Genomic DNA, 18,622 nt, shown 5'->3' on the forward strand with positions numbered 1-18,622 from the left:
CATGCGGGATTTCGAGAGCGACCTTAAGGCATTTAAAGAAGCGCTCCTGCGCGCCTACAACACCGGCTACAAGGACGGAGCAGAGCGGGCAAAGCGTCAAGTCCTGGCAGCTATTTCCGGAGAGCCGCCCGTTGTGACGGAACAGCAGGAGATGCCCACTGTTGCCGATGAGGTTAAGATCAATAAGCCGAAGAGAAAAAGGGCACCGCGTGGGTTGCCGCGCGCCCTCACTGTTAGGGTGATGAGTGCGCACCCCTCCGGGGTAACGCCACAGCAGATCGTGGAATCTGCTGAAACTGAATTTGAAAAGATGATCGCTGTCTCTTCCGTCCGTAGCGAACTTCGCAAAGGTGAGGAAGAGGAACGGTACGTCGAGGTTGATGGCGTATGGCATTTAGCAGATTCCGATGAAGCGGAGGGCAAAACTTTCCAAGAGCGACCCTCCGCTTCGAACTCTAGCCACGAAAGGATACAAGATGCCCCCTCCGTAACTCGTAGAATGCCCGGTACAAACTAGGCAAGCCGCCTTTCACCCGGCGTTAGCAGGGTTGGGGCGGACCACTGCGGACGTGGTGGAAATGGTAGACACAGTAGCTTTGGATGCTACGGGGGCCGCCCTAGAAAGCACTCGCCCCGTGCCGGTTCGATCCCGGCCGTCCGCACCATTAGTATATAATACCCTGAGTCCATTGGCAAATCCTATCTACTTAGGATTGCCAATGGTTTAGTATTTTGGTGGCTGCTGATATGTAAGACGCTTGCCGATCACGCCGACTAGAGCCGTATCAGCGCGAACGCGATCATCGGGGCCATTTGCGATGCGATTGTTGTAGCGGAACTCAAACTCTGCAGCGTAGCGATGCAGGTGCTTCTTATCACAGTGCTGGTACACGCCCTTCATACCGCGCTTGAAGATGCTGAAATAACCCTCAATCGTGTTTGTGTGGACGACACCGCGACCATATTCGCCCTTGCTGTGAGTTGTGAAGTCATGGTCAGCAAAGTGCTTGCCAATGCCGGTGTACTGCTTGGCTTCGTCAGTGTAGACCGTTGCTTCCTTGGCGATATTGGCGTGCAGAATCGGAACCAGGGTCGCTTTTGTCACGTCCTTTACGACGAACGACTTCGATCGGCCCGTTGTGCGATCCACTAGCGACAGCATCGCGTTCTTATGGGCGTAACCTCGCGCGCCTTCTTTCTTCTTATGCTTTTGACCGATGAAGGTTTCGTCAACTTCGACGACACCGCCGCCATTGCCGAAATCGACGGTGCCATCGGTGCGCATTGCTTCGCGGATGCGGTGAGACATGAACCAAGCGGTTTTGAGCGTAACGCCAAGCGTGCGATGAAGCTGGTTGCTGCTGATACCCTTTTTGCTGGCGCACATCAGGTAGATAGCTTGCAGCCACAGGCACATGGAAACGTGACTGGACTCGAATATGGTGCCCACCTTGACGGTAAAAGGCTTGCGACACTTGTAGCACTTGTAAGCGCCGATGCGGGTAGACTTGCCGCCCATCTTGGAAACGCGATCACGCTCTCCACACTTTGGGCAAGTTGCACCATGCGGCCAGATACGCGCTTCAACATAGGCGTAGGCGGCTTCTTCGTTGTGGAACTCGGGGCGGGACAGGACAGACATTTTCATCACTCACTTTGCTTACTATCTTTCTAGCAAATCAAAGTGGGTACGGCAAGTATAATAGCGCCTTTTTTAATGGCAATTATTAGCCCCATTGTACAGCAGCTTGAACGATCTGCACAAAAATTCGGACGCTCCCGCATGTATCTCACTTCCCGGTTCGGATTACCCCTGTTGTCATCGCAACACTCTATGGAGTCTCCAAAATGAAAAAACTGATTTCCGCACTTGCTGTGGCTCTCGCCATGACCGGCGCTCAAGCCGCCGCGCAAGAAGTCGCAGAGATGAACGATCTCGAATATGCGCATATTGCCTACACGGCCGACAACATCGACATTCGGTATGCCCACCTGGCGCTGGCTTTGTCGTCGAATCCCGACGTCCATGAATTTGCGAATACGATGATCCGCGACCATACCGCCGTGAACCAAGCGGCATTGGGTCTGCTCGACAAACTGGGCGCGTCCGCTCAGGACAACGCGTTCAGCCAGACGCTGAATGCCAATGCCGAAAAAACCATCGATGGCTTTGTCAAACTGCGCGGTGCGGAATTTGATGCCGCCTATGCCGCGAATGAGTTGGCCTATCATCAGGCGGTGAATGAGCTGGTGGAACACACCATGATCCCCAATATCGACAATGCAGAAGTCAAAGCGCTGTTCGAGCAGGGCCTCGAGATTTTCAAAGCCCATGAAGGCCACGCCGAAATGATGGTTAAGGCGCTGCCGTGATGGAAAAGAGCCTTTCGCGCCGTCGCGTGATGGTTGGAGCGGTCACAACAGCGGCCGCTCTCGCTTTCACCCGAACGCAGGCCCAGTCAGCAGAGCCTGTCGTTCACGAAGTCAGGATCAAAGCCTTCGCATTCGCTCCAGAGACCCTGAACGTGTCTGTTGGTGATACCATCCGATGGACCAATGAAGATCTGGCACCGCATACCGCCACGGCCAATGAGTTCGGATGGGACACCGGCGAGATCGTGAACGGTGCCAGCGCAGAAATTATGGTTACCAAAGGTATGGAAGAATCATATTTCTGCGCTTTTCATCCACATATGAAGGGAACAATTGCGATTATGTGATTTGGCGCGACGGATCGGCTGAAGGAAAGCGTTCATTACGCAGGTTGCAGCACTGGTTCCAATCGGCTCATCACCCCGCAGGTGCCGCAGCGGCCAATGCAACGAGGGTCGATGGGCTTCGTCGGCGACCATCTGGCAGACTGCCGACAGTTCTCCTCTTTTTGCTTCTTTCTGATGCCATCGCACTCGACCGGCTTGCCACGTGTGGAGCGGACGAGGATGCGGTGCGCTGGGGCCATTCACTGCCCGGCAAGGTCGTCCGTGCGGCTTTTGCCGGTAACGAAGCCGCAGGCCAGCAGCCACCCGCGGACATCAAACTGTTCATCTGGCATAGGCTACAGTCACAGTCATCAAATCTGCGGGAAGACCTGGGTCTTCTTGACGACGCCGTACACAAAACTTGTGTCTATGGATGCTATTCCGCCGATGGGGTGCAGCCGGGTTCGCACAAAACGTTCGTAACCTTCCAGATCGCTTACCAGCACCCGCAGCAGATAATCTGCCTGGCCGGTCAGCAGGTGGCATTCCTGCACCTCGTCCAGCGCCCGGATGCGCCGTTCAAACTCGGCAACCACCTCCTGGCTGTGCCGTTCCAACCGGATGCGCAGAAAGACAGTGACCGGCAGGCCGTATTTGGCGGCATCCACCTGGGCCGCATAACCGGAGATCACGCCGGTCTGTTCGAGAATACGCAATCGTCGCAGGCAGGGAGAGGGAGAAAGGTTGATTTCCGCGGCCAGATCGAGATTCGTCATCCTTCCGCGTTGTTGAAGCGCGCGGACGATTTTGCGATCCGTTTCATCCATTTTTAGCATAACCTTTCAATCGGACCGAAGATCATAGCAATAATAGCAATAAAATGCCGTCTCCAATAGCTGATAATGCCGAAAAGCAACGGAGACACATGACATGATTTCCAAGGAACACGGCTTCTCGACGCGCGCCATTCATCATGGCTATTCGGCTCAGAGCCACCAGGGGTCGCTGACACCTCCCATTTACATGACATCGACCTTTACATTCGAAACTGCCGAAGCGGGTGGGGCAATGTTTGCGGGAGAGGCCGAGGGCCACTTCTATACTCGGATTTCCAATCCGACGCTCGACTATCTCGAACAGAGAATCGCCAACCTCGAAGGCGGCGCGGCAGGACTCTGCACGGCGTCCGGCATGGGTGCCATTACCTCGACGCTGTGGACGTTTCTGAACGCTGGCGACCAGATCATCATCGACAAGACCCTTTATGGCTGCACGTTCTCTTTCATGACGCATGGTCTGCCGCGCTTTGGCGTCGATGTGGTGCTGGTCGATCTGACCGATCCGGCGAACCTGGCTGCCGCGATCAGCGACAGGACCAAGATCGTCTATTTCGAGACACCGGCGAACCCGAACAACCGGCTGATCGACATTGCGGCAATCGCTGAAATTGCGCATGGCGTCGGGGCCAAAGTTGTCGTGGACAACACCTACGCGACTCCTGTGATTACGCGCCCGCTGTCGTTCGGGGCGGACATTGTCGTTCATTCGGCCACAAAATATCTGAGCGGCCATGGCGATGTCATCGCGGGTCTTGTGGTCGGCGGCCAAGAGGACATCACCCAGATACGCCTCGTCGGACTGAAGGACATGACCGGAGCGGTGATGTCGCCGATGACCGCGATGCTGCTTCTTCGGGGGATCAAAACGCTGGAACTCCGGGTCGAGCGGCATTGCCGGACGGCGCAAATCGTCGCGGAGGCGCTGGAGCGGCATCCGGCCGTGCTGTCTGTAAGCTATCCCGGCCTGAAGAATTTTGCCCAACACGAACTGGCCGCCCGTCAGATGGCTCTGTTCGGCGGAATGATTCCGTTCGAGGTCCGGGGCGGCAAGGCAGGCGGAATCGCGATGATGAACCGTCTCAACCTGATCCAGCGCGCCGTCAGCCTGGGCGATGCCGAAAGCCTCATCCAGCACCCCGCCAGCATGACCCATTCCACCTATTCACAGGAGGAACGCGAGAAGCATGGCATCGCAGAGGGGCTCGTCCGGCTCTCAGTCGGCCTCGAAAACGCGGAGGACATCCTCGACGACCTGTATCAAGCGCTCGAAACGCACGACCTGAAGGCCGCCTGACCGCCCTGTGGGTGGTCTTCGGACGTAGGGGTCTCTCCGTCTCCCTGCGTCCACCAAAGCTACAGAAGAGTGGATGCAATCATGTCGAACACGAAGATCCTAGGGGACACAACCAGCCTTTCACCCCGTCACACGTCGGAAGGCTGGCTCAACAACCTTGACCGCCCGCGCAAGGCCGGGCCCCTTCTGGCCGATCACGCCGCACCCGGCACCGGCATGTCGACCGTTTCGATCCATGCCGGCACCCATGACGATCCGCGCACCGGTGCGGTGGGCACGCCGATCTACCAGGCCTCGACCTTCGTGCTGAACGAGGGTCAGTATCAGTCGGTCGAAGAGGGGTTCGCCCGCGACCGCTTTATCTATTCGCGCTATGGCAACCCCTCGCAATGGGCGGTGCAGGAAAAGCTTGCCGCGCTCGAAGGCGCGGAATCGGCGATCGTGTTCAGCTCGGGCATGGCGGCGATCACCAGCACGGTTCTGGCGCTGGTCGACAAGGGCGCGCACGTTGTGGCCTCCAGCGACCTCTATGGTGGCACTTACAACCTATTCAATCAGGAATTCCCGACCATGGGCATGTCCTGCACCATGGTCGATTCCTATGATTTCGACGCGATCGAGGCAGCCATCCGGCCCAACACCCAGCTGATGTATTTCGAGGCGATCACCAATCCGCTACTGAAGGTCATCGACATTCCACGCCTGGCCGAGATCGCCAGGCGGCGCAATATACGCCTGGTGATTGATGCGACCTTCGCCCCGCCGGTGGCGATGCGCACGCTGGAACACGGTGTCGATGTGGTGGTGCATTCCGCCTCGAAATACCTCAACGGCCACAGCGACCTGATCGCCGGTGTCGCGGCCGGCCCGCGCAAGCTGATCGACATGATCTGGCCGCGCCTTCTGAACTATGGCGGCTCGCTCGATCCGCATGCCTGTTTCCTGCTGGAGCGCGGGCTGAAGACCCTCGCGGTCAGGATGCGCGCGCATGAGGAAAGTGCGATGGCACTGGCCAAATACCTAGAGGCCCATCCGCGGGTGCAAAAGGTCTTCTACCCCTTCCTCGAAAGCCACCCCGATTATGCCACCGCGCGCCGTCTGCTGAAGAACGGCACCGGCAACATCACCTTCGTCATCGAAGGGGGCGATGCAGCCGCGCTGCGGCTGGTGAACGCGCTGCGCATCCCCAAGCAGGCCACGAGCCTTGGCGGGGTGGAAAGCCTGATCAGCCTGCCCTTTAACACTTCACAGGCGACCTTCACCTCGCGCCAGCGCGCCGATGCGGGCATCGATCCCGGTTGCGTCCGCCTATCGGTCGGGATCGAGGATGCCGCCGATCTGATTGCCGATTTCGAACAGGCCCTTGCCGCCATCTACGCAAAGAAGGAACCCGCATATGCGTAACAGCATCCCCACCGCAGCGCTCAGCGAATTCGTGAACGAGGTCCAGAAGACGCCCGAAGAGGCGGTGATGGAATACGGGATCGAGATCAACTGGGAAAGCGGCACCCGCTCGCGCACCGAGACCAAGCCGATGAAGGTCGGCCCGCATCAGGTCAGCCGCTCGTTCACCTGGAAGTCGGACGAACCGCGCCAGCTGATGGGCAACAATCACGGTGCCAACCCGCAGGAATTGCTGCTGTCGGGCCTGGGGTCGTGCATGATGGTCAGCTTCATCGCCGGCGCCACCGCGGCGGGCATTCAGCTGGAATCGGTGCGGATCGACTTTGACGGAACGCTCGATCTGCGCGGCTTTCTCGGGATCGGCTCGAACGCCACGGTGGGTTTTCCGGAAATCCGCTATACGATCCACGCCACAGGGGATGCCAGCGAAGAGGAATTCGCCGAACTCCACCGCAAATCCGTGGCCCACAGTCCCAATGCCCAGACGATCCTGAACCCGGCCAATCTGAACGGATCCATCGTCAGCACCCGCATCGAGAGCTGAGCCGCGCCGCCCGAAAGCGGCCGACCGACGCCTGAAAAACAAGAGGTTCGCCATGCCCCAGACCCATCTTCGGACCATCGAACAGCGGCTTTTGTGGTTGTCGCACTGGATGATTCACCATGCCAATCACATTCGGCCCAAGGTGGACGGGATCAAGATCGGCGGGCACCAGGCGTCGTCGGCCTCGATGGTGTCGATCATGACGGCGCTTTACTTTCACAGTCTGCGGCCCGAGGACCGGGTCGCGGTCAAGCCCCATGCCAGCCCGATCTTCCACGCGATCCAGTATCTGATGGGCAACCAGACGCGCGAGAAGATGGAAAACTTTCGCGGCTTTCACGGGGTGCAGAGTTATCCCAGCCGCACCAAGGATATCGACGACGTGGATTTCTCGACCGGCTCGGTGGGTCTGGGCGTGGCGATCACCTCGTTCGCCTCGCTGGTGCAGGACTATATCTCGGCCAAGGCCTGGGGGCAGGATCTGCTGCCGGGCCGCATGGTGGCGCTGGTCGGGGACGCCGAACTGGACGAGGGCAATATCTATGAGGCCCTGCAAGAGGGCTGGAAGAACGACCTGCGCAACACCTGGTGGATCATCGACTATAACCGCCAGTCGCTGGACGGTGTGGTGCGCGAGGGGCTGTTCAGGCGGATCGAACGGATCTTCGACGCTTTCGGCTGGGATGTGGTCAAGGTCAAATACGGCGCCCTGCAGCGCGCGGCCTTCACCGAGCCGGGCGGCGACAAGTTGCGCGACTGGATCGACACCTGCCCCAACCAGCTTTACTCGGCGCTGACCTATATGGGCGGTGCGGTCTGGCGCGCGCGGCTGATGGAAGCGCTGGGCGATCAGGGCGATGTCTCGGCGCTGATCGCGTCGCGCTCGGATGACGAACTGGCGGCGCTGATGGAAAACCTCGGCGGCAACTGCGTGCAGACCATGGCCGAGACCTTTGACGCCATCGACCATGACCGCCCGGTCTGTTTCCTGGCCTATACGATCAAGGGCTGGGGCACGCCCATCGCCGGCCACAAGGACAATCACGGCGGGCTGATGAACAAGACCCAGATGGCCGAATGGCAGCGCCGCATGGGCGTGGCCGAGGGGCAGGAATGGGAAAAATTCGCCACCGTCGCCGATCCCGCCGGCTTGCAGGCCTTTCTCGACAGCGCGCCCTTCTTCGCCAGGGGTCGCCGGCGCTATCGTGATGACGTGCTGGAGGTTCCGGCAATCGAGCTTTCCCCGGATCGCGAGATCTCGACTCAGATGGCCTTTGGCAAGGTGCTGGACGATCTGTCCAAGGGCGACAGCGAACTGGCCGCGCGCATCGTCACCATGTCGCCCGATGTGACCGGCACCACCAACCTTGGCCCCTGGGTGAACCGGCGCAAGCTTTTTGCGCGGACCGAGCAGGCCGATACCTTCATCAACGAAAAGATCCCCTCGACCGCGAAATGGGAATTCACCCCGTACGGCCAGCATATCGAGCTGGGCATCGCCGAGATGAACCTCTTTCTGCTGCTGGGAGCCGCGGGCCTGTCGCATTCGCTGTTCGGCAAGCGGCTCATTCCCATCGGCACGGTCTATGACCCCTTCGTGCATCGCGGCCTCGATGCGCTGAACCACGCCTGCTATCAGGATGCGCGCTTTATGATCGTCGGCACCCCTTCGGGCGTCACGCTGGCGCCCGAGGGCGGCGCGCACCAGTCCATCGGCACGCCCCTGACCGGCATGGCGCAGGACGGGCTGGCCAGTTTTGAGCCCGCTTTCGCCGACGAGCTGGCGGTGCTCATGGAATGGGCCTTTGACTATCTGCAACGCGATGGCGAGGGCGACCCGGACGAACGCACATGGCTGCGTGACGAGACCGGCGGCTCGGTCTATCTGCGGCTGACGACCAACCCAATCGAACAGCCTGGCAAGCGGGGCGACGACACCTTTCGTCAGGGGGCGATCGACGGCGCCTACTGGCTGCGCAAGCCGGGGCCGAACTGCGATGTGGTCATCGCCTATCAGGGCGCCGTCGCGCCCGAGGCGATCAGGGCCGCCGGGTTGATCGGCGAGGGCCGGCGCGATGTGGGTGTGCTGGCCGTCACCTCGGCCGACCGGCTGAATGCCGGCTGGACGGCGGCGCAGCGCGCCCGCGCGCGCGGCCATGCCGGCGCCGCAAGCCATATCGAAAACCTGCTGTGTGATCTGCCACCGCATTGCAGCCTCGTCACCGTCATCGACGGCCATCCCGCAACGCTCGCCTGGCTCGGCGCGGTGCAGGGACACCGGACGATCCCGCTGGGGGTCGAGCATTTCGGCCAGACCGGCACCATCGGCGACCTCTATCGCCACCACGGCATCGACGCGCATTCCATCGTCGCCAAGGTGCAGGGCCTGACATCAGGACCCCGGCTCACCGCCGCCCGCGCCTGACCCGACCGCAGCCAGACCCGCCCGGGCAGGGTGCCGACGCTTGCCATCGGCCGCGATGCGCCCTAGGAATTCGCGGGTCAATGGCCTGCGAGCCGCCCGATGACACCCGCTGCAGGAGGCCGGACATGCTGCCCGAAACCATGACGACGATCGAAATGCAGGCGACCGGTGGGCCCGAAGTACTGCAGACTGGCAGCCGCGCCCTGCCGGTACCCGCCGCGGACGAGGTTCTGATCAAGGTCACGGCGGCCGGCGTCAACGGCCCGGATCTGGTGCAGCGCCGCGGCCATTACCCGCCGCCAAAGGGCGCATCCGACCTGCTGGGGCTTGAGGTGTCGGGTGAGGTCGTGGCGCTGGGTCAGGACGTTACGGGCTGGTCGGTCGGGGACAGGCTGTGCGCGCTGACCAATGGCGGCGGCTATGCCGAATATGTCGCGGTACAGGCTGCACATTGCCTGCCGATCCCAGCCCCGGTCAGCGAGATCGACGCCGCCGGCCTGTGTGAGACCTATTTCACCGTCTGGAGCAACCTGTTCTTTGGTCAGGACATCCACCCCGGCAGCCTGTTGCTGGTCCATGGCGGCGCGGGCGGCATCGGATCGACCGCGATTCAGCTGGGCCGGGCGCTGGGCTTGCGGGTTCTGACCACCTGCGCCAACGCTGCGGATTGTCGTTATGCCGAGGGACTGGGCGCCGAGCGGGCGATCGATTTCAACACCGAGGATTTTGTCGAGGTCGTGCGCGCCGCCGGGGGCGCCAACCTGATTCTGGACATCATCGGCGGCGATTATGTCGCGCGCAACATCAAGGCCTCCAGCGCGGATGCGCGTATCGTGCAACTGGCGTTCAACGCCGGATCCAAAGTACAGATCGACCTGATGCCGGTCATGCTGAAACGGCTGGTCTATACCGGCTCGACGCTGCGCTCGCGCCCGGAAGCGTTCAAAAGCGCCGTGGCCGCCGATCTGCGCGCCAATGTCTGGCCCCTGTTCGGCGATGGCCGACTGTCGGCCCAGACCCACACAGTGTTCCCGTTCGCACAGGCGGCACAGGCGCATGAGATGATGGAGTCCGCGACGCATCGTGGCAAGATCCTGATGTCGCCCACCGCCTGACCCGACCGGCTCGCCTCTCTGTCCGACGGCATTCCCATTCCTGAAAACCGTGGCAGGCAAGGCCAGAAGCCCAAAGGGGAGTCTCAAACACGATCAGCCGGGCCACATGTGATGCAGGCCTGGAGAATCAAACCGTGCACAGGCTCCGAAAGTACGGCCAGACGGCCATCTCACAGTTCAGCAGGCCTGTGGCTGCCAACAGGTCGTGGGGCGGGCGCAAGACCTCTGCCTCAAGCGCGTCAAGCGTCTGGAACGCGAGGGGTTCAACAAATCCTATCGCGCCGGGCTCGAACGCCAGTCGGTCGGACTTTCCCTGACGGCCTTCGCAGAGTTCAGGGCCGCGACATCTGCTCGAACATCGCGCTGAAACGGGTGACATCCGAAACGCCGATGCCGCTCACCCATACCAGTTACCCGCGCAGCGGCCCGGAGTGCCGAACCAGCGCGCGGCAGCGGATGCCTCCCCCGCCCGGGGAAGGCATCCGGCGTTTCAAGCATTTCGAGCGAAAGTAAATACCGGTTTCGCGTCCCGGAATGCGGCAACTCGAATCGCTGCAGGACGTCAGAACTCGACGACAGCGCGGATCGACTCGCCCCGGTGCATCAGCTCGAAACCCTCGTTGATCTGATCCAGGGTCAACTTGTGGGTGATCATCGGGTCGATCTCGATCTTGCCCGACATATACCAGTCGACGATTTTGGGCACATCCGTCCGCCCCTTTGCCCCGCCGAAGGCCGTGCCGCGCCAGACACGGCCCGTCACCAGCTGGAACGGCCGTGTCGAGATCTCGGCGCCCGCGGGGGCAACGCCGATGATGATGCTCTCGCCCCAGCCCTTGTGCGCACATTCCAGCGCATCGCGCATCACCTTGGTGTTGCCGGTCGCGTCAAAGGAATAGTCCGCCCCGCCCTCTGTCAACTCGACCAGGTGCTCGACGATGCTGCCCTCGACCTTCCTGGGGTTCACGAAATCGGTCATGCCGAAATAGCGCGCCACCTCCTCCTTGTCGTCGTTCAGATCGACGCCGACGATCTGATCGGCCCCGGCCAGCCGCAACCCCTGGATCACGTTCAGCCCGATGCCGCCCAGCCCGAACACCACGGCCCGCGCGCCGATCTCGACCTTGGCGGTGTTGATCACGGCGCCGATGCCCGTGGTCACGCCGCAACCGATGTAGCAGATCTTGTCAAACGGCGCGTCTTTGCGCACCTTGGCCAGCGCGATTTCCGGCACGACGGTGTGATTGGCGAAGGTCGAGCAGCCCATGTAGTGATGAATCGGCGTGCCATCCAGCATCGAAAACCGGGTGGTCCCGTCGGGCAATAGCCCCCTGCCTTGTGTCAGCCGGATCTTCTGGCAAAGGTTGGTCTTGCCGGAGAGGCAGTATTCGCATTCGCGGCATTCCGGCGTGTAGAGCGGGATCACGTGGTCGCCCGGCTCGAGCGTGGTGACGCCCTCGCCCACCTCCAGCACGACGCCCGCGCCCTCGTGACCGAGGATCGCCGGAAAAATCCCCTCGGGGTCGTCGCCCGAACGGGTGAACTCGTCGGTATGGCAAAGGCCCGTGGCCTTGATCTCGACCAGCACCTCCCCCCGCTTTGGCCCCTCGAGGTTCACCTCCATGATCTCGAGAGGCTTTCCCGCTTCGACGGCAACAGCAGCTCTGGTACGCATTCTTGTCTCCATTNAAGGCCCGTGGCCTTGATCTCGACCAGCACCTCCCCCCGCTTTGGCCCCTCGAGGTTCACCTCCATGATCTCGAGAGGCTTTCCCGCTTCGACGGCAACAGCAGCTCTGGTACGCATTCTTGTCTCCATTTTATTAAGGATTTTTAGGCGGATGGCTGCGCGCTTCAGAGGCGAGGCAACCGAGGTCCGGTGATGTCAAACTCTTCAGGAATGACTCTATGTCGTTCATTTCGTCCCCGGACAAACCGAGCGGCACGATCAGCGGGCTCTGCTCGGGATGACCGGCACCGCCGGCGTTGTAGAACTCCAGAACCCCACGCAACGTGCCGATCGAACCGTCGTGCATGTAGGGCCGGGTCGCGGCGACGTTTCGTAACGTCGGCGTGCGGAACTTCCACCTGTCGTCGGGGTCTTCCGTCACTTCGTATCGCCCCAGATCCGCTTCGCGCGGCAAGCTCACCGCTGAAATCCGGCTGAAGTCGACGTCCACCAGAACCCCCGGAGCCAACTGAACCCGCGCGGTGTCTGGCGGGTTCTGTCTGTCCCGCTCCCGGATGAAGCCAAACCCGGTATCGTGAAGCGCCTGATCGGTGAAGAGCGCATTCGTCTCGTTCAACAGATGGCATGTCGAGCATTGCGCCTTGCCGTCGAACAGCGCAAAGCCTCGCTGTGCCGCAGCATCCAGCGCATCGCTTTCGCCACCATAATACCACCGATCAAATCCAGAATTTCCTGCCACCAACGTGCGCTGATAGGCCGCCAGCGCCTGACCGATCCGGTCGAGGGACGCGCCGGCACCAAAGGCGGCGTCAAATCTCTGGCGATAGAATTCATCGCGATTGAGAAAGTCGACGACCCATCCTGCCGACGGATTGGCCATTTCATTGCGCGCCACCAATGGTGCTATGAACTGCGTTTCCAAGGCCGGGTCCCGGCCATCGTGAAACAAGGTATCCAGAAAGCCGGAATTGACGACCGTCGGGGCATTGCGCTTTGCGCTGCGCCCTTCGACACCGACTGCCACCTGCAGTTCCCACACGGTGAAGCCCTGTTCCGGCACATGGCACATTGCGCAGGACATGGTTCCGTTGATGGACAGGCGCCGGTCGAAAAATATCTCCCGCCCGAGTTCGATCTTTTCGACAGTGGGTGGATTGTCGGCGGGGTGAGCGATGGCCGGCAGGCCAAGTTGCGGTGTCAGGCTGCGGGCAAGCGCCCGCGCGGCCCAGTCGTCATCACCATGATCGGCGCAGGTGGCCGGATCAATCGGCAGTTCGAATGAACCCTGTGCGGCCTGTCCCTGGGCCACGACGCCAATCATCACGGCAACCGCGAATATTGCACCGGCGGCCGAACTCGCGGGCCAATCTGCTGCGGATCCCTTCGACATGACCTACAGACGCCCCTCCTCGATCAACAGCGTCTCGACATCGGTCATGATCAGACGCGGATCAATCAAGCCCAACCCATAGATGTTGCGGATTTCCCCCTCACGATCCACCAGAAAGATGCGCAGCAGGTGGCTGATCTGCTCCTGATCATTCGAGCGTTCGACGACCTGACCGAACCCCTTGAGGATCGGGTCAAGCTGTTCAAGGTTTTGCGTGGTCAGCACCCGCCAGTCGAGTTTGCTTGCCCGGTCCTGATCATGCGTGATCGGATATGCAAAGGTCTCGATAGCCTCGACCGTATCGCGATCCGGATCGAAGCTGATTGTGAGAAGCTGCAGCTCGTCGCGCAGTTGCGGCACGGCTGCGCTCGTATGGTAGAGGTCGAACAGGGTCGACATGGCCAAGGGACAGCCGTTTGTTTCACCGCAATTCAGGTAAACGAAACTGACCAGTGAAATCTTGCCGGACAGAATGTCGTTCAGCGCTCTTTGCTGCCCGTCGATGCCCAGAACCCTTCCGTCCGGAGCGGATTTGATTCTGTTCAGCGCATAGCTGCCCGCGGCGGGGGGATCGAATTGGAAGTCGTCACTGGCAGGAAACGCGGATGAAAAGTTCCGGTCAATCGCGGCTTTTCCTTCGGCGTTCGAGCCGATGACCGCCCAGGCACCCGAAGTTGCCAGCAAGAGCGTCGCCAAAAGTGATAGTATCTTCATGACAAACCTCCGGAAAACATGTGCCCGGACCATATTCGTAGTGGCCCGGGCGACAGGGCTCAGCTGTAAAGAGCGGAGCTGCCAAAGCGCATGATATGCGCGCGACCGAGCTGGGCCTCGTAGAAATCGATCTCGAAGTCCTCGATCAATTCCTTGCCGTCCCATTTATACGCCTTGAGGTATTGCTCGTCATCCTGACCCTTCTTGTCCCAGTTGCCGAGCAGCGACGACGTGAAATAGACGCGTTCACCGTCCCAGCTCTGGCTGACCATGTTCACCTGGGCCGCAATCTGTTTTTCGTAGATTTGCGTGGGGTTATGGGGGTCGGACACGTCAAAGAGCCGTGTCTTCCCGTCCATGAAGCTGTTCACCCAAAGGGTCTGATCGTCCGCGGCAATGGAAATGTCCACCGGCAGGGGAATATCCGCGGGGTTGCCGATGTCGGCGACCGCCTTGGCCTGCCACTCCCCGGCGTCGTCCTCATAGATCAGCCACAGCTTGGAGGTCAGGGCCGTGGTCGAGAAAGCATAGTTGGCGTTTGCACCCCAGGGGAAGCGAATTTCCAGCGGCGCGCCCGGTACGTTGAAAACCTTCTTTGGCTGGCGCGTGTGAAGATCCCACTGAACGATGGTGTTGCCAAATCGCTTCATCGCCTCCTGATCCTGGAGCATCTGGCCGAAATCCATCATGTAGTTCGACCAGCCGGTGAACGAGGATGTAAGCATCACGTTCTTGCGGATCAGCGCGCGGATGTCATAGCCATAGCCATCGGCAACCGCTCCATCCACGGCCACCGCACCCTGCATATCGTCGGTTGTGGGCATCCAGTAGGTCGCGACGTATTCGCCTTCGTCATTGTATTCGACCAATGCGGTGCGACCGCCGTGATCAGTGTCATTGCTCAACCCGGTGATCATCATCCGGCCCGGCAGCGCAAAGAAGGTATGCGGACCGACCACGCCGCCGGAATCGCTTACAAACGTTTCGATGGTCTTGTGCAGCGACGGGTTGCCCGGGTCGGTGTGCACATCGAAGATGAAGATACGGTTGGTGTCGAGACCCCCGGCCCAGAAATAGCGCCGGTCGGCACTGAAGCCGCCGTGGTGTGCCTCGTTGCGTCCGCCGACCGAGACGGAGTTGATCACCTGTCCGCGTGTTTCCGATCCGGGCCGCAGGTCCACCGTCACCAGCTTGTCCTGCTCATCCCCCATCCCCTCGACGCCCAGCGTCCAGATATAGACGTATTCTTCATGCCCGGTAATCATCGGCATATAGGGGGACTGGCAGGTCTCATCCGCCGACGCACGGAACGGAATCATCCCAAGCGCAAGCGCCGACGTGGCCATTCCTCCAAACTCTCTTCTGTTCATGACATCCTCCTTGTCAGTTTCCTAGTTGGTCATCTGCTTGCACCTAGGGCAGCGGCGCACCTTCTGCGGGCACCATGACCTCGGGAAAATCGGGCGCGGCATCGAGCACCGAACAGTGCTGTAGCGCTGCCGAGGCGCGCAGTGCCTGTGCGGTCAGCACCGGCAGTATGGGGTTTGAAATGCTCTGAGTGACCCGTGCCGATGGCCCCACCACCCCGATGCTGAATACCGCGCCGAGCCTTTCGACATGCACCGGTACTGCCACGCTGGTCACACCCTCGTCGATCTCGCCTCTGCACATGGCATAACCGTCGCGTCGCACCTGGTTCAGTTCACGTTCCAGAAGGTTCGGGTCCGTTATTGTCTCGGGGTTAAAACGGATGGGGCGCGCGTCCAGCATTTCCGCGCGCATGTCGTCGCTGATATAGGCGGCGATCGCCTTGGCTGAGGAACAGGCGTGAACCGGCCTTGGCCCCAATCCCGGGTGGATATACGATATCGCTGGATCGCTGGGCGTTTCCACCGCCACGATGTCGACCCGCCCTGCCCGGTAGCGTGCAAAGAACGCCGTTTCGCCCAGATCCTCCACGGTTCTCTGCATCAGGGCCGAAACCGCGCGTATCACATGGCTGTCCGATTTGCCCGTCAGAGCGATCCGCACGAACCGTATACCCAACATATACCGGCTGCCGCCGTCCACCTCGTCGAGAAAACCGCACTCTACCAGCGAAGCGACATTGCGATAGATCGTCGCCTTCGGAAGACCGGTAATCCCGGTCAGATCGCGCACGCTGACCGGCGCGGGCGCCCCGGCGATGGCTTCGAGCAACTGGATCAGGCGTTCCTGCACGTGTTTCTCACTTATCGAACCTTTTTACCATAGTATGGGATTCTCATTCGGAGAAATGTAAAATTCCATGCTTCCCAATGCAGCGGTGACGTGCTCAGATGTACGGTGCCCGTACCGTCAAGAATTTGGGCGCCCCTTACCATTGACCTGCGACCCGTTTCCTCGTCCATTTTGAGGTAGAGTCCGTCCCAACGAAGGAGGCGGACAGAATGAAGAGATCGCGGTTCAGCGAAGAGCCGATCATCGCGATTCTGAAGCAGCAGGACAGCGGTGTTTCGACGGCAGATATGTGCCGTGAGCATGGGATCAGCTCGGCGACATTCTACAAGTGCAAAGCGAAGTTCGGCGGCCTCGAAGTGTCGGGTGCCCGCAGGCTGAAGGCGCTCGAGGACGAGAATGCGAAGCTGAAGAAGCTGCTGGCCGAGCAGATGCTGGACAACGCGATGCTGAAGGATGTCGCCGCGCGAAAGTGGTACCGCCCGGCGCGAAGCGGGAAGCCGTGGCGCATCTGTGCAAAGCGCATCAGATGAGCCAGCGGCGGGCGTGTTCCGTTCCTGGCGTGGACCGGTCGAGCGTGCGGTATCGCAGTGTGCGCCCGGACGATGCCGATCTGCGCAAGGCGATGAAGGCCGTGGCGGCTGAGCGCCGCCGGTTCGGTTATCGCCGCGTGCACGTCATGCTGGAGCGGCAGGGCTGGCAGGTGAACCAGAAGAAGCTGCGGCAGCTCTGTCGCGAAGAGAAGCTGCAGGTAAGGAAACGCGGCGGCCGGAAGCGGGCCCTCGGGACAAGAAGGCCGGTGCTGGTGCCGGAGCGGCCCGACGAGCGTTGCAGCCTGGATTTCGTCTCGGACGCCGGCACCGACGGGCGCAGGTTCCGGGTGCTGGCCATCGTCGATGATTTCAGTCGCGAATGCCTGGCGCTGGTCGCGGACCTGCCCCCCGCTGGTCCCTCGCTCATGACGAGAGTCTGCGGGTTTGATTTTGGTAGTCGTCGGTTTCGGGGTTGGCAAGCGCGGCAGGCGCGGAGCCCTCAAATAGCTCAAGCGCCTGCCGCGCTTGCTTTGGCGTTCTGTTCCCCAGCGAAGAGTGCGGCCTGACGTTGTTGTAATCGTAGCGCCACAGCGCCAGCTTGCGGCGGGCATCGTCCAGGGTATCGAATAGCTCTTCATTGAGAAGCTCGTCCCGCAGACTGCCGTTGAATGACTCGATGAAGGCATTCTGCTGCGGTTTTCCTGGGTCGATGTAATGCCAATCCACGCCGTTCCTGTTGGCCCATTTCAGGATTGCCCGGCTGGTGAATTCCGTCCCGTTATCGCTGACAATGCAAGCGGGTTTTCCGTAGATCCGGACCAGTGCGTCCAGCTCCCGGGCAACGCGCTCGCCTGAAATGCTGGTGTCCGCAGCCAGGCACAGGTTTTCCCGGCAGCAGTCATCGTTCACGGCCAGGATGCGGAACCTCCGCAAGGCGCCGAAGCTGTCCGCCAGGAAGTCCAGGGACCCCATTGCCCGGCAGGCGATTGCGAAGCAATCTGCCGAGAGGGGGCGCTGGTTCGGCCGTGTGGCTTCGGGCATCGGCGTGCGCGAGCCCCGGGCGCGTTTGCGGCCCCGCCGCCGCTTCACCGCAAGGCCTTCTTCCCGGTAGAGGCGGTACAGTTTTTTGTGGTTCATGGTCATGCCTTTGCGCTCAAGCAGCACGCCGATCCTCCGGTAGCCGAACCGGCGGCGTTTGCCGGCGATCTCTTTCATCTCCTGGCGGATCTCGGGATGGTCGGGCGGGCGTTCGCGCCGGACCGTCTTGGGGTCGACACCGACAAGCCGGCAGGCCCTGCGCTGCGAGATGCCATGATCCCGCATCGCATTGAGCGCTGCCTCTCGCCGCTCCTTCGGTGCCGTCAGCTTTTTCCCAGCAGGTCTTTCAGAACCACATTGTCGAGCATCGTGTCTGCCAGCAGCCGCTTCAGCTTGGCATTCTCATCTTCCAGCGCCTTCAGCCGCGCCGCCTCCGATACCTCCATGCCGCCATACTTGGACTTCAGCTTGTAAAAGGTCGCCGGGCTCAGCCCGTGCTGGCGGCACACCTCCGCCGTCGGCATCCCGGCTTCCTGCTCTTTGATCATCCCGATGATTTGCGCCTCGGTGAAACGGCTCTTACGCATTCGTCTGCTCCTACATAGGTTGGGCAGACTCTACTTCATGGTGAGGGATTTTGCGGGGGGCAGGTCAGCGCGGACACGTTTCTCTCGGGGCTGCGCGTCACCCGCGAACTGACGGCGGTCATGGCGCGGCGCGG

The 18,622-nt window shown here is 60.9% G+C and carries 16 protein-coding genes, 1 tRNA gene and 1 pseudogene; 10 read left to right on the forward strand and 8 right to left on the reverse strand.

Translation table 11 applies throughout. The annotated features are described in order from the left end of the window. Nucleotide 1: 1 nt before the first annotated feature. Entirely contained in the window at nucleotides 2–517 is a 516-nt protein-coding gene (locus tag ACFMPD_RS13605; RefSeq protein WP_380995333.1) for a hypothetical protein, read from the forward strand. Nucleotides 518–563: 46 nt separating this feature from the next. Further along, nucleotides 564–665: transfer RNA gene (locus ACFMPD_RS13610), tRNA-Pro, on the forward strand. 59 nt (nucleotides 666–724) lie between these two features. Here the strand turns inward: ACFMPD_RS13610 and ACFMPD_RS13615 are convergent. After that, nucleotides 725–1,642 (reverse strand): IS1595 family transposase, encoded by a 918-nt coding sequence (locus ACFMPD_RS13615; RefSeq protein ID WP_380995386.1) that lies wholly within the window; start codon nucleotides 1,640–1,642, stop codon nucleotides 725–727. A gap of 206 nt (nucleotides 1,643–1,848) precedes the next feature. On the opposite strand from ACFMPD_RS13615, the gene ACFMPD_RS13620 reads away from it, so the two are divergent. Continuing rightward, nucleotides 1,849–2,373: a DUF4142 domain-containing protein gene (locus tag ACFMPD_RS13620; protein WP_380995335.1), complete on the forward strand. Its 525-nt coding sequence runs from the start codon at nucleotides 1,849–1,851 to the stop codon at nucleotides 2,371–2,373. Next, nucleotides 2,373–2,720: a cupredoxin domain-containing protein gene (locus ACFMPD_RS13625; RefSeq protein WP_380995338.1), complete on the forward strand. Its 348-nt coding sequence runs from the start codon at nucleotides 2,373–2,375 to the stop codon at nucleotides 2,718–2,720. Before ACFMPD_RS13620 ends, ACFMPD_RS13625 begins: the two co-directional genes overlap by 1 nt. Before the next feature lie 350 nt (nucleotides 2,721–3,070). Here ACFMPD_RS13625 and ACFMPD_RS13630 read toward each other — a convergent pair whose 3' ends face one another. Next, nucleotides 3,071–3,526 carry an Lrp/AsnC family transcriptional regulator gene (locus ACFMPD_RS13630; protein WP_380995341.1) on the reverse strand — a complete coding sequence of 152 codons (456 nt, stop codon included), beginning with the start codon at nucleotides 3,524–3,526 and terminating at the stop codon, nucleotides 3,071–3,073. Between the two features lie 103 nt (nucleotides 3,527–3,629). Between ACFMPD_RS13630 and ACFMPD_RS13635 the strand changes: the two genes are divergently transcribed. From ACFMPD_RS13635 to ACFMPD_RS13655, 5 genes are all read left to right on the forward strand, one after another. Next, nucleotides 3,630–4,832 carry a methionine gamma-lyase gene (locus tag ACFMPD_RS13635; RefSeq protein ID WP_380995344.1) on the forward strand — a complete coding sequence of 401 codons (1,203 nt, stop codon included), beginning with the start codon at nucleotides 3,630–3,632 and terminating at the stop codon, nucleotides 4,830–4,832. An 81-nt stretch (nucleotides 4,833–4,913) separates the two neighbouring features. Then, a complete protein-coding gene (locus ACFMPD_RS13640; RefSeq protein ID WP_380995347.1) occupies nucleotides 4,914–6,236 on the forward strand; it encodes a trans-sulfuration enzyme family protein in 1,323 nt (440 codons plus the stop codon). Next, nucleotides 6,229–6,780: an OsmC family protein gene (locus tag ACFMPD_RS13645; protein WP_380995350.1), complete on the forward strand. Its 552-nt coding sequence runs from the start codon at nucleotides 6,229–6,231 to the stop codon at nucleotides 6,778–6,780. Before ACFMPD_RS13640 ends, ACFMPD_RS13645 begins: the two co-directional genes overlap by 8 nt. 52 nt (nucleotides 6,781–6,832) lie before the next feature. Further along, entirely contained in the window at nucleotides 6,833–9,205 is a 2,373-nt protein-coding gene (locus tag ACFMPD_RS13650) for a 1-deoxy-D-xylulose-5-phosphate synthase N-terminal domain-containing protein (RefSeq protein ID WP_380995352.1), read from the forward strand. A gap of 125 nt (nucleotides 9,206–9,330) precedes the next feature. Beyond that, nucleotides 9,331–10,320 (forward strand): NAD(P)H-quinone oxidoreductase, encoded by a 990-nt coding sequence (locus ACFMPD_RS13655; RefSeq protein ID WP_380995355.1) that lies wholly within the window; start codon nucleotides 9,331–9,333, stop codon nucleotides 10,318–10,320. Nucleotides 10,321–10,882: 562 nt separating this feature from the next. Here the strand turns inward: ACFMPD_RS13655 and ACFMPD_RS13660 are convergent. The 5 genes from ACFMPD_RS13660 to ACFMPD_RS13680 form a co-directional block, all read right to left on the reverse strand. After that, the gene (locus ACFMPD_RS13660) at nucleotides 10,883–11,995 is read right to left on the reverse strand and encodes an S-(hydroxymethyl)glutathione dehydrogenase/class III alcohol dehydrogenase (RefSeq protein WP_380995357.1); all 1,113 of its coding nucleotides are present in this window, start codon (nucleotides 11,993–11,995) and stop codon (nucleotides 10,883–10,885) included. 147 nt (nucleotides 11,996–12,142) lie between these two features. Then, a complete protein-coding gene (locus ACFMPD_RS13665; RefSeq protein ID WP_380995360.1) occupies nucleotides 12,143–13,399 on the reverse strand; it encodes a cytochrome-c peroxidase in 1,257 nt (418 codons plus the stop codon). 3 nt (nucleotides 13,400–13,402) lie between these two features. Then, nucleotides 13,403–14,113 (reverse strand): SCO family protein, encoded by a 711-nt coding sequence (locus tag ACFMPD_RS13670; protein ID WP_380995363.1) that lies wholly within the window; start codon nucleotides 14,111–14,113, stop codon nucleotides 13,403–13,405. 59 nt (nucleotides 14,114–14,172) lie between these two features. Next, nucleotides 14,173–15,483: a methanethiol oxidase gene (gene mtoX, locus ACFMPD_RS13675; RefSeq protein ID WP_380995366.1), complete on the reverse strand. Its 1,311-nt coding sequence runs from the start codon at nucleotides 15,481–15,483 to the stop codon at nucleotides 14,173–14,175. Nucleotides 15,484–15,526: 43 nt separating this feature from the next. Then, on the reverse strand, nucleotides 15,527–16,333 hold the full coding sequence (locus tag ACFMPD_RS13680) for an IclR family transcriptional regulator (RefSeq protein WP_380995368.1): 807 nt from the start codon (nucleotides 16,331–16,333) through the stop codon (nucleotides 15,527–15,529). Nucleotides 16,334–16,542: 209 nt separating this feature from the next. On the opposite strand from ACFMPD_RS13680, the pseudogene ACFMPD_RS13685 reads away from it, so the two are divergent. Continuing rightward, a pseudogene (locus ACFMPD_RS13685) lies at nucleotides 16,543–17,279 on the forward strand (transposase); the annotation flags it as partial. Between the two features lie 7 nt (nucleotides 17,280–17,286). On the opposite strand, the gene ACFMPD_RS13690 reads toward ACFMPD_RS13685, so the two are convergent. Next, nucleotides 17,287–18,488, reverse strand: a protein-coding gene (locus tag ACFMPD_RS13690) for an IS3 family transposase (RefSeq protein ID WP_380995370.1) whose coding sequence is annotated in 2 segments (ribosomal slippage) — nucleotides 17,287–18,230 and nucleotides 18,230–18,488 — 1,203 coding nt in all. Because the reading frame shifts where the segments join, the coding sequence is not laid out codon by codon here. Nucleotides 18,489–18,622 lie beyond the last annotated feature (134 nt).

Origin of the sequence: Sedimentitalea sediminis, from assembly GCF_042687825.1 — a bacterium.
Taxonomy (GTDB): domain Bacteria; phylum Pseudomonadota; class Alphaproteobacteria; order Rhodobacterales; family Rhodobacteraceae; genus Sedimentitalea.

Coding starts and splice junctions, on each gene's coding strand:
- ACFMPD_RS13605 (WP_380995333.1), top strand. CDS start 2: ATGCGGGATTTCGAGAGCGACCTTAAGGCATTTAAAGAAGCGCTCCTG.
- ACFMPD_RS13615 (WP_380995386.1), bottom strand. CDS start 1,642: ATGTCTGTCCTGTCCCGCCCCGAGTTCCACAACGAAGAAGCCGCCTAC.
- ACFMPD_RS13620 (WP_380995335.1), top strand. CDS start 1,849: ATGAAAAAACTGATTTCCGCACTTGCTGTGGCTCTCGCCATGACCGGC.
- ACFMPD_RS13625 (WP_380995338.1), top strand. CDS start 2,373: ATGGAAAAGAGCCTTTCGCGCCGTCGCGTGATGGTTGGAGCGGTCACA.
- ACFMPD_RS13630 (WP_380995341.1), bottom strand. CDS start 3,526: ATGGATGAAACGGATCGCAAAATCGTCCGCGCGCTTCAACAACGCGGA.
- ACFMPD_RS13635 (WP_380995344.1), top strand. CDS start 3,630: ATGATTTCCAAGGAACACGGCTTCTCGACGCGCGCCATTCATCATGGC.
- ACFMPD_RS13640 (WP_380995347.1), top strand. CDS start 4,914: ATGTCGAACACGAAGATCCTAGGGGACACAACCAGCCTTTCACCCCGT.
- ACFMPD_RS13645 (WP_380995350.1), top strand. CDS start 6,229: ATGCGTAACAGCATCCCCACCGCAGCGCTCAGCGAATTCGTGAACGAG.
- ACFMPD_RS13650 (WP_380995352.1), top strand. CDS start 6,833: ATGCCCCAGACCCATCTTCGGACCATCGAACAGCGGCTTTTGTGGTTG.
- ACFMPD_RS13655 (WP_380995355.1), top strand. CDS start 9,331: ATGCTGCCCGAAACCATGACGACGATCGAAATGCAGGCGACCGGTGGG.
- ACFMPD_RS13660 (WP_380995357.1), bottom strand. CDS start 11,995: ATGCGTACCAGAGCTGCTGTTGCCGTCGAAGCGGGAAAGCCTCTCGAG.
- ACFMPD_RS13665 (WP_380995360.1), bottom strand. CDS start 13,399: ATGTCGAAGGGATCCGCAGCAGATTGGCCCGCGAGTTCGGCCGCCGGT.
- ACFMPD_RS13670 (WP_380995363.1), bottom strand. CDS start 14,113: ATGAAGATACTATCACTTTTGGCGACGCTCTTGCTGGCAACTTCGGGT.
- mtoX (WP_380995366.1), bottom strand. CDS start 15,483: ATGAACAGAAGAGAGTTTGGAGGAATGGCCACGTCGGCGCTTGCGCTT.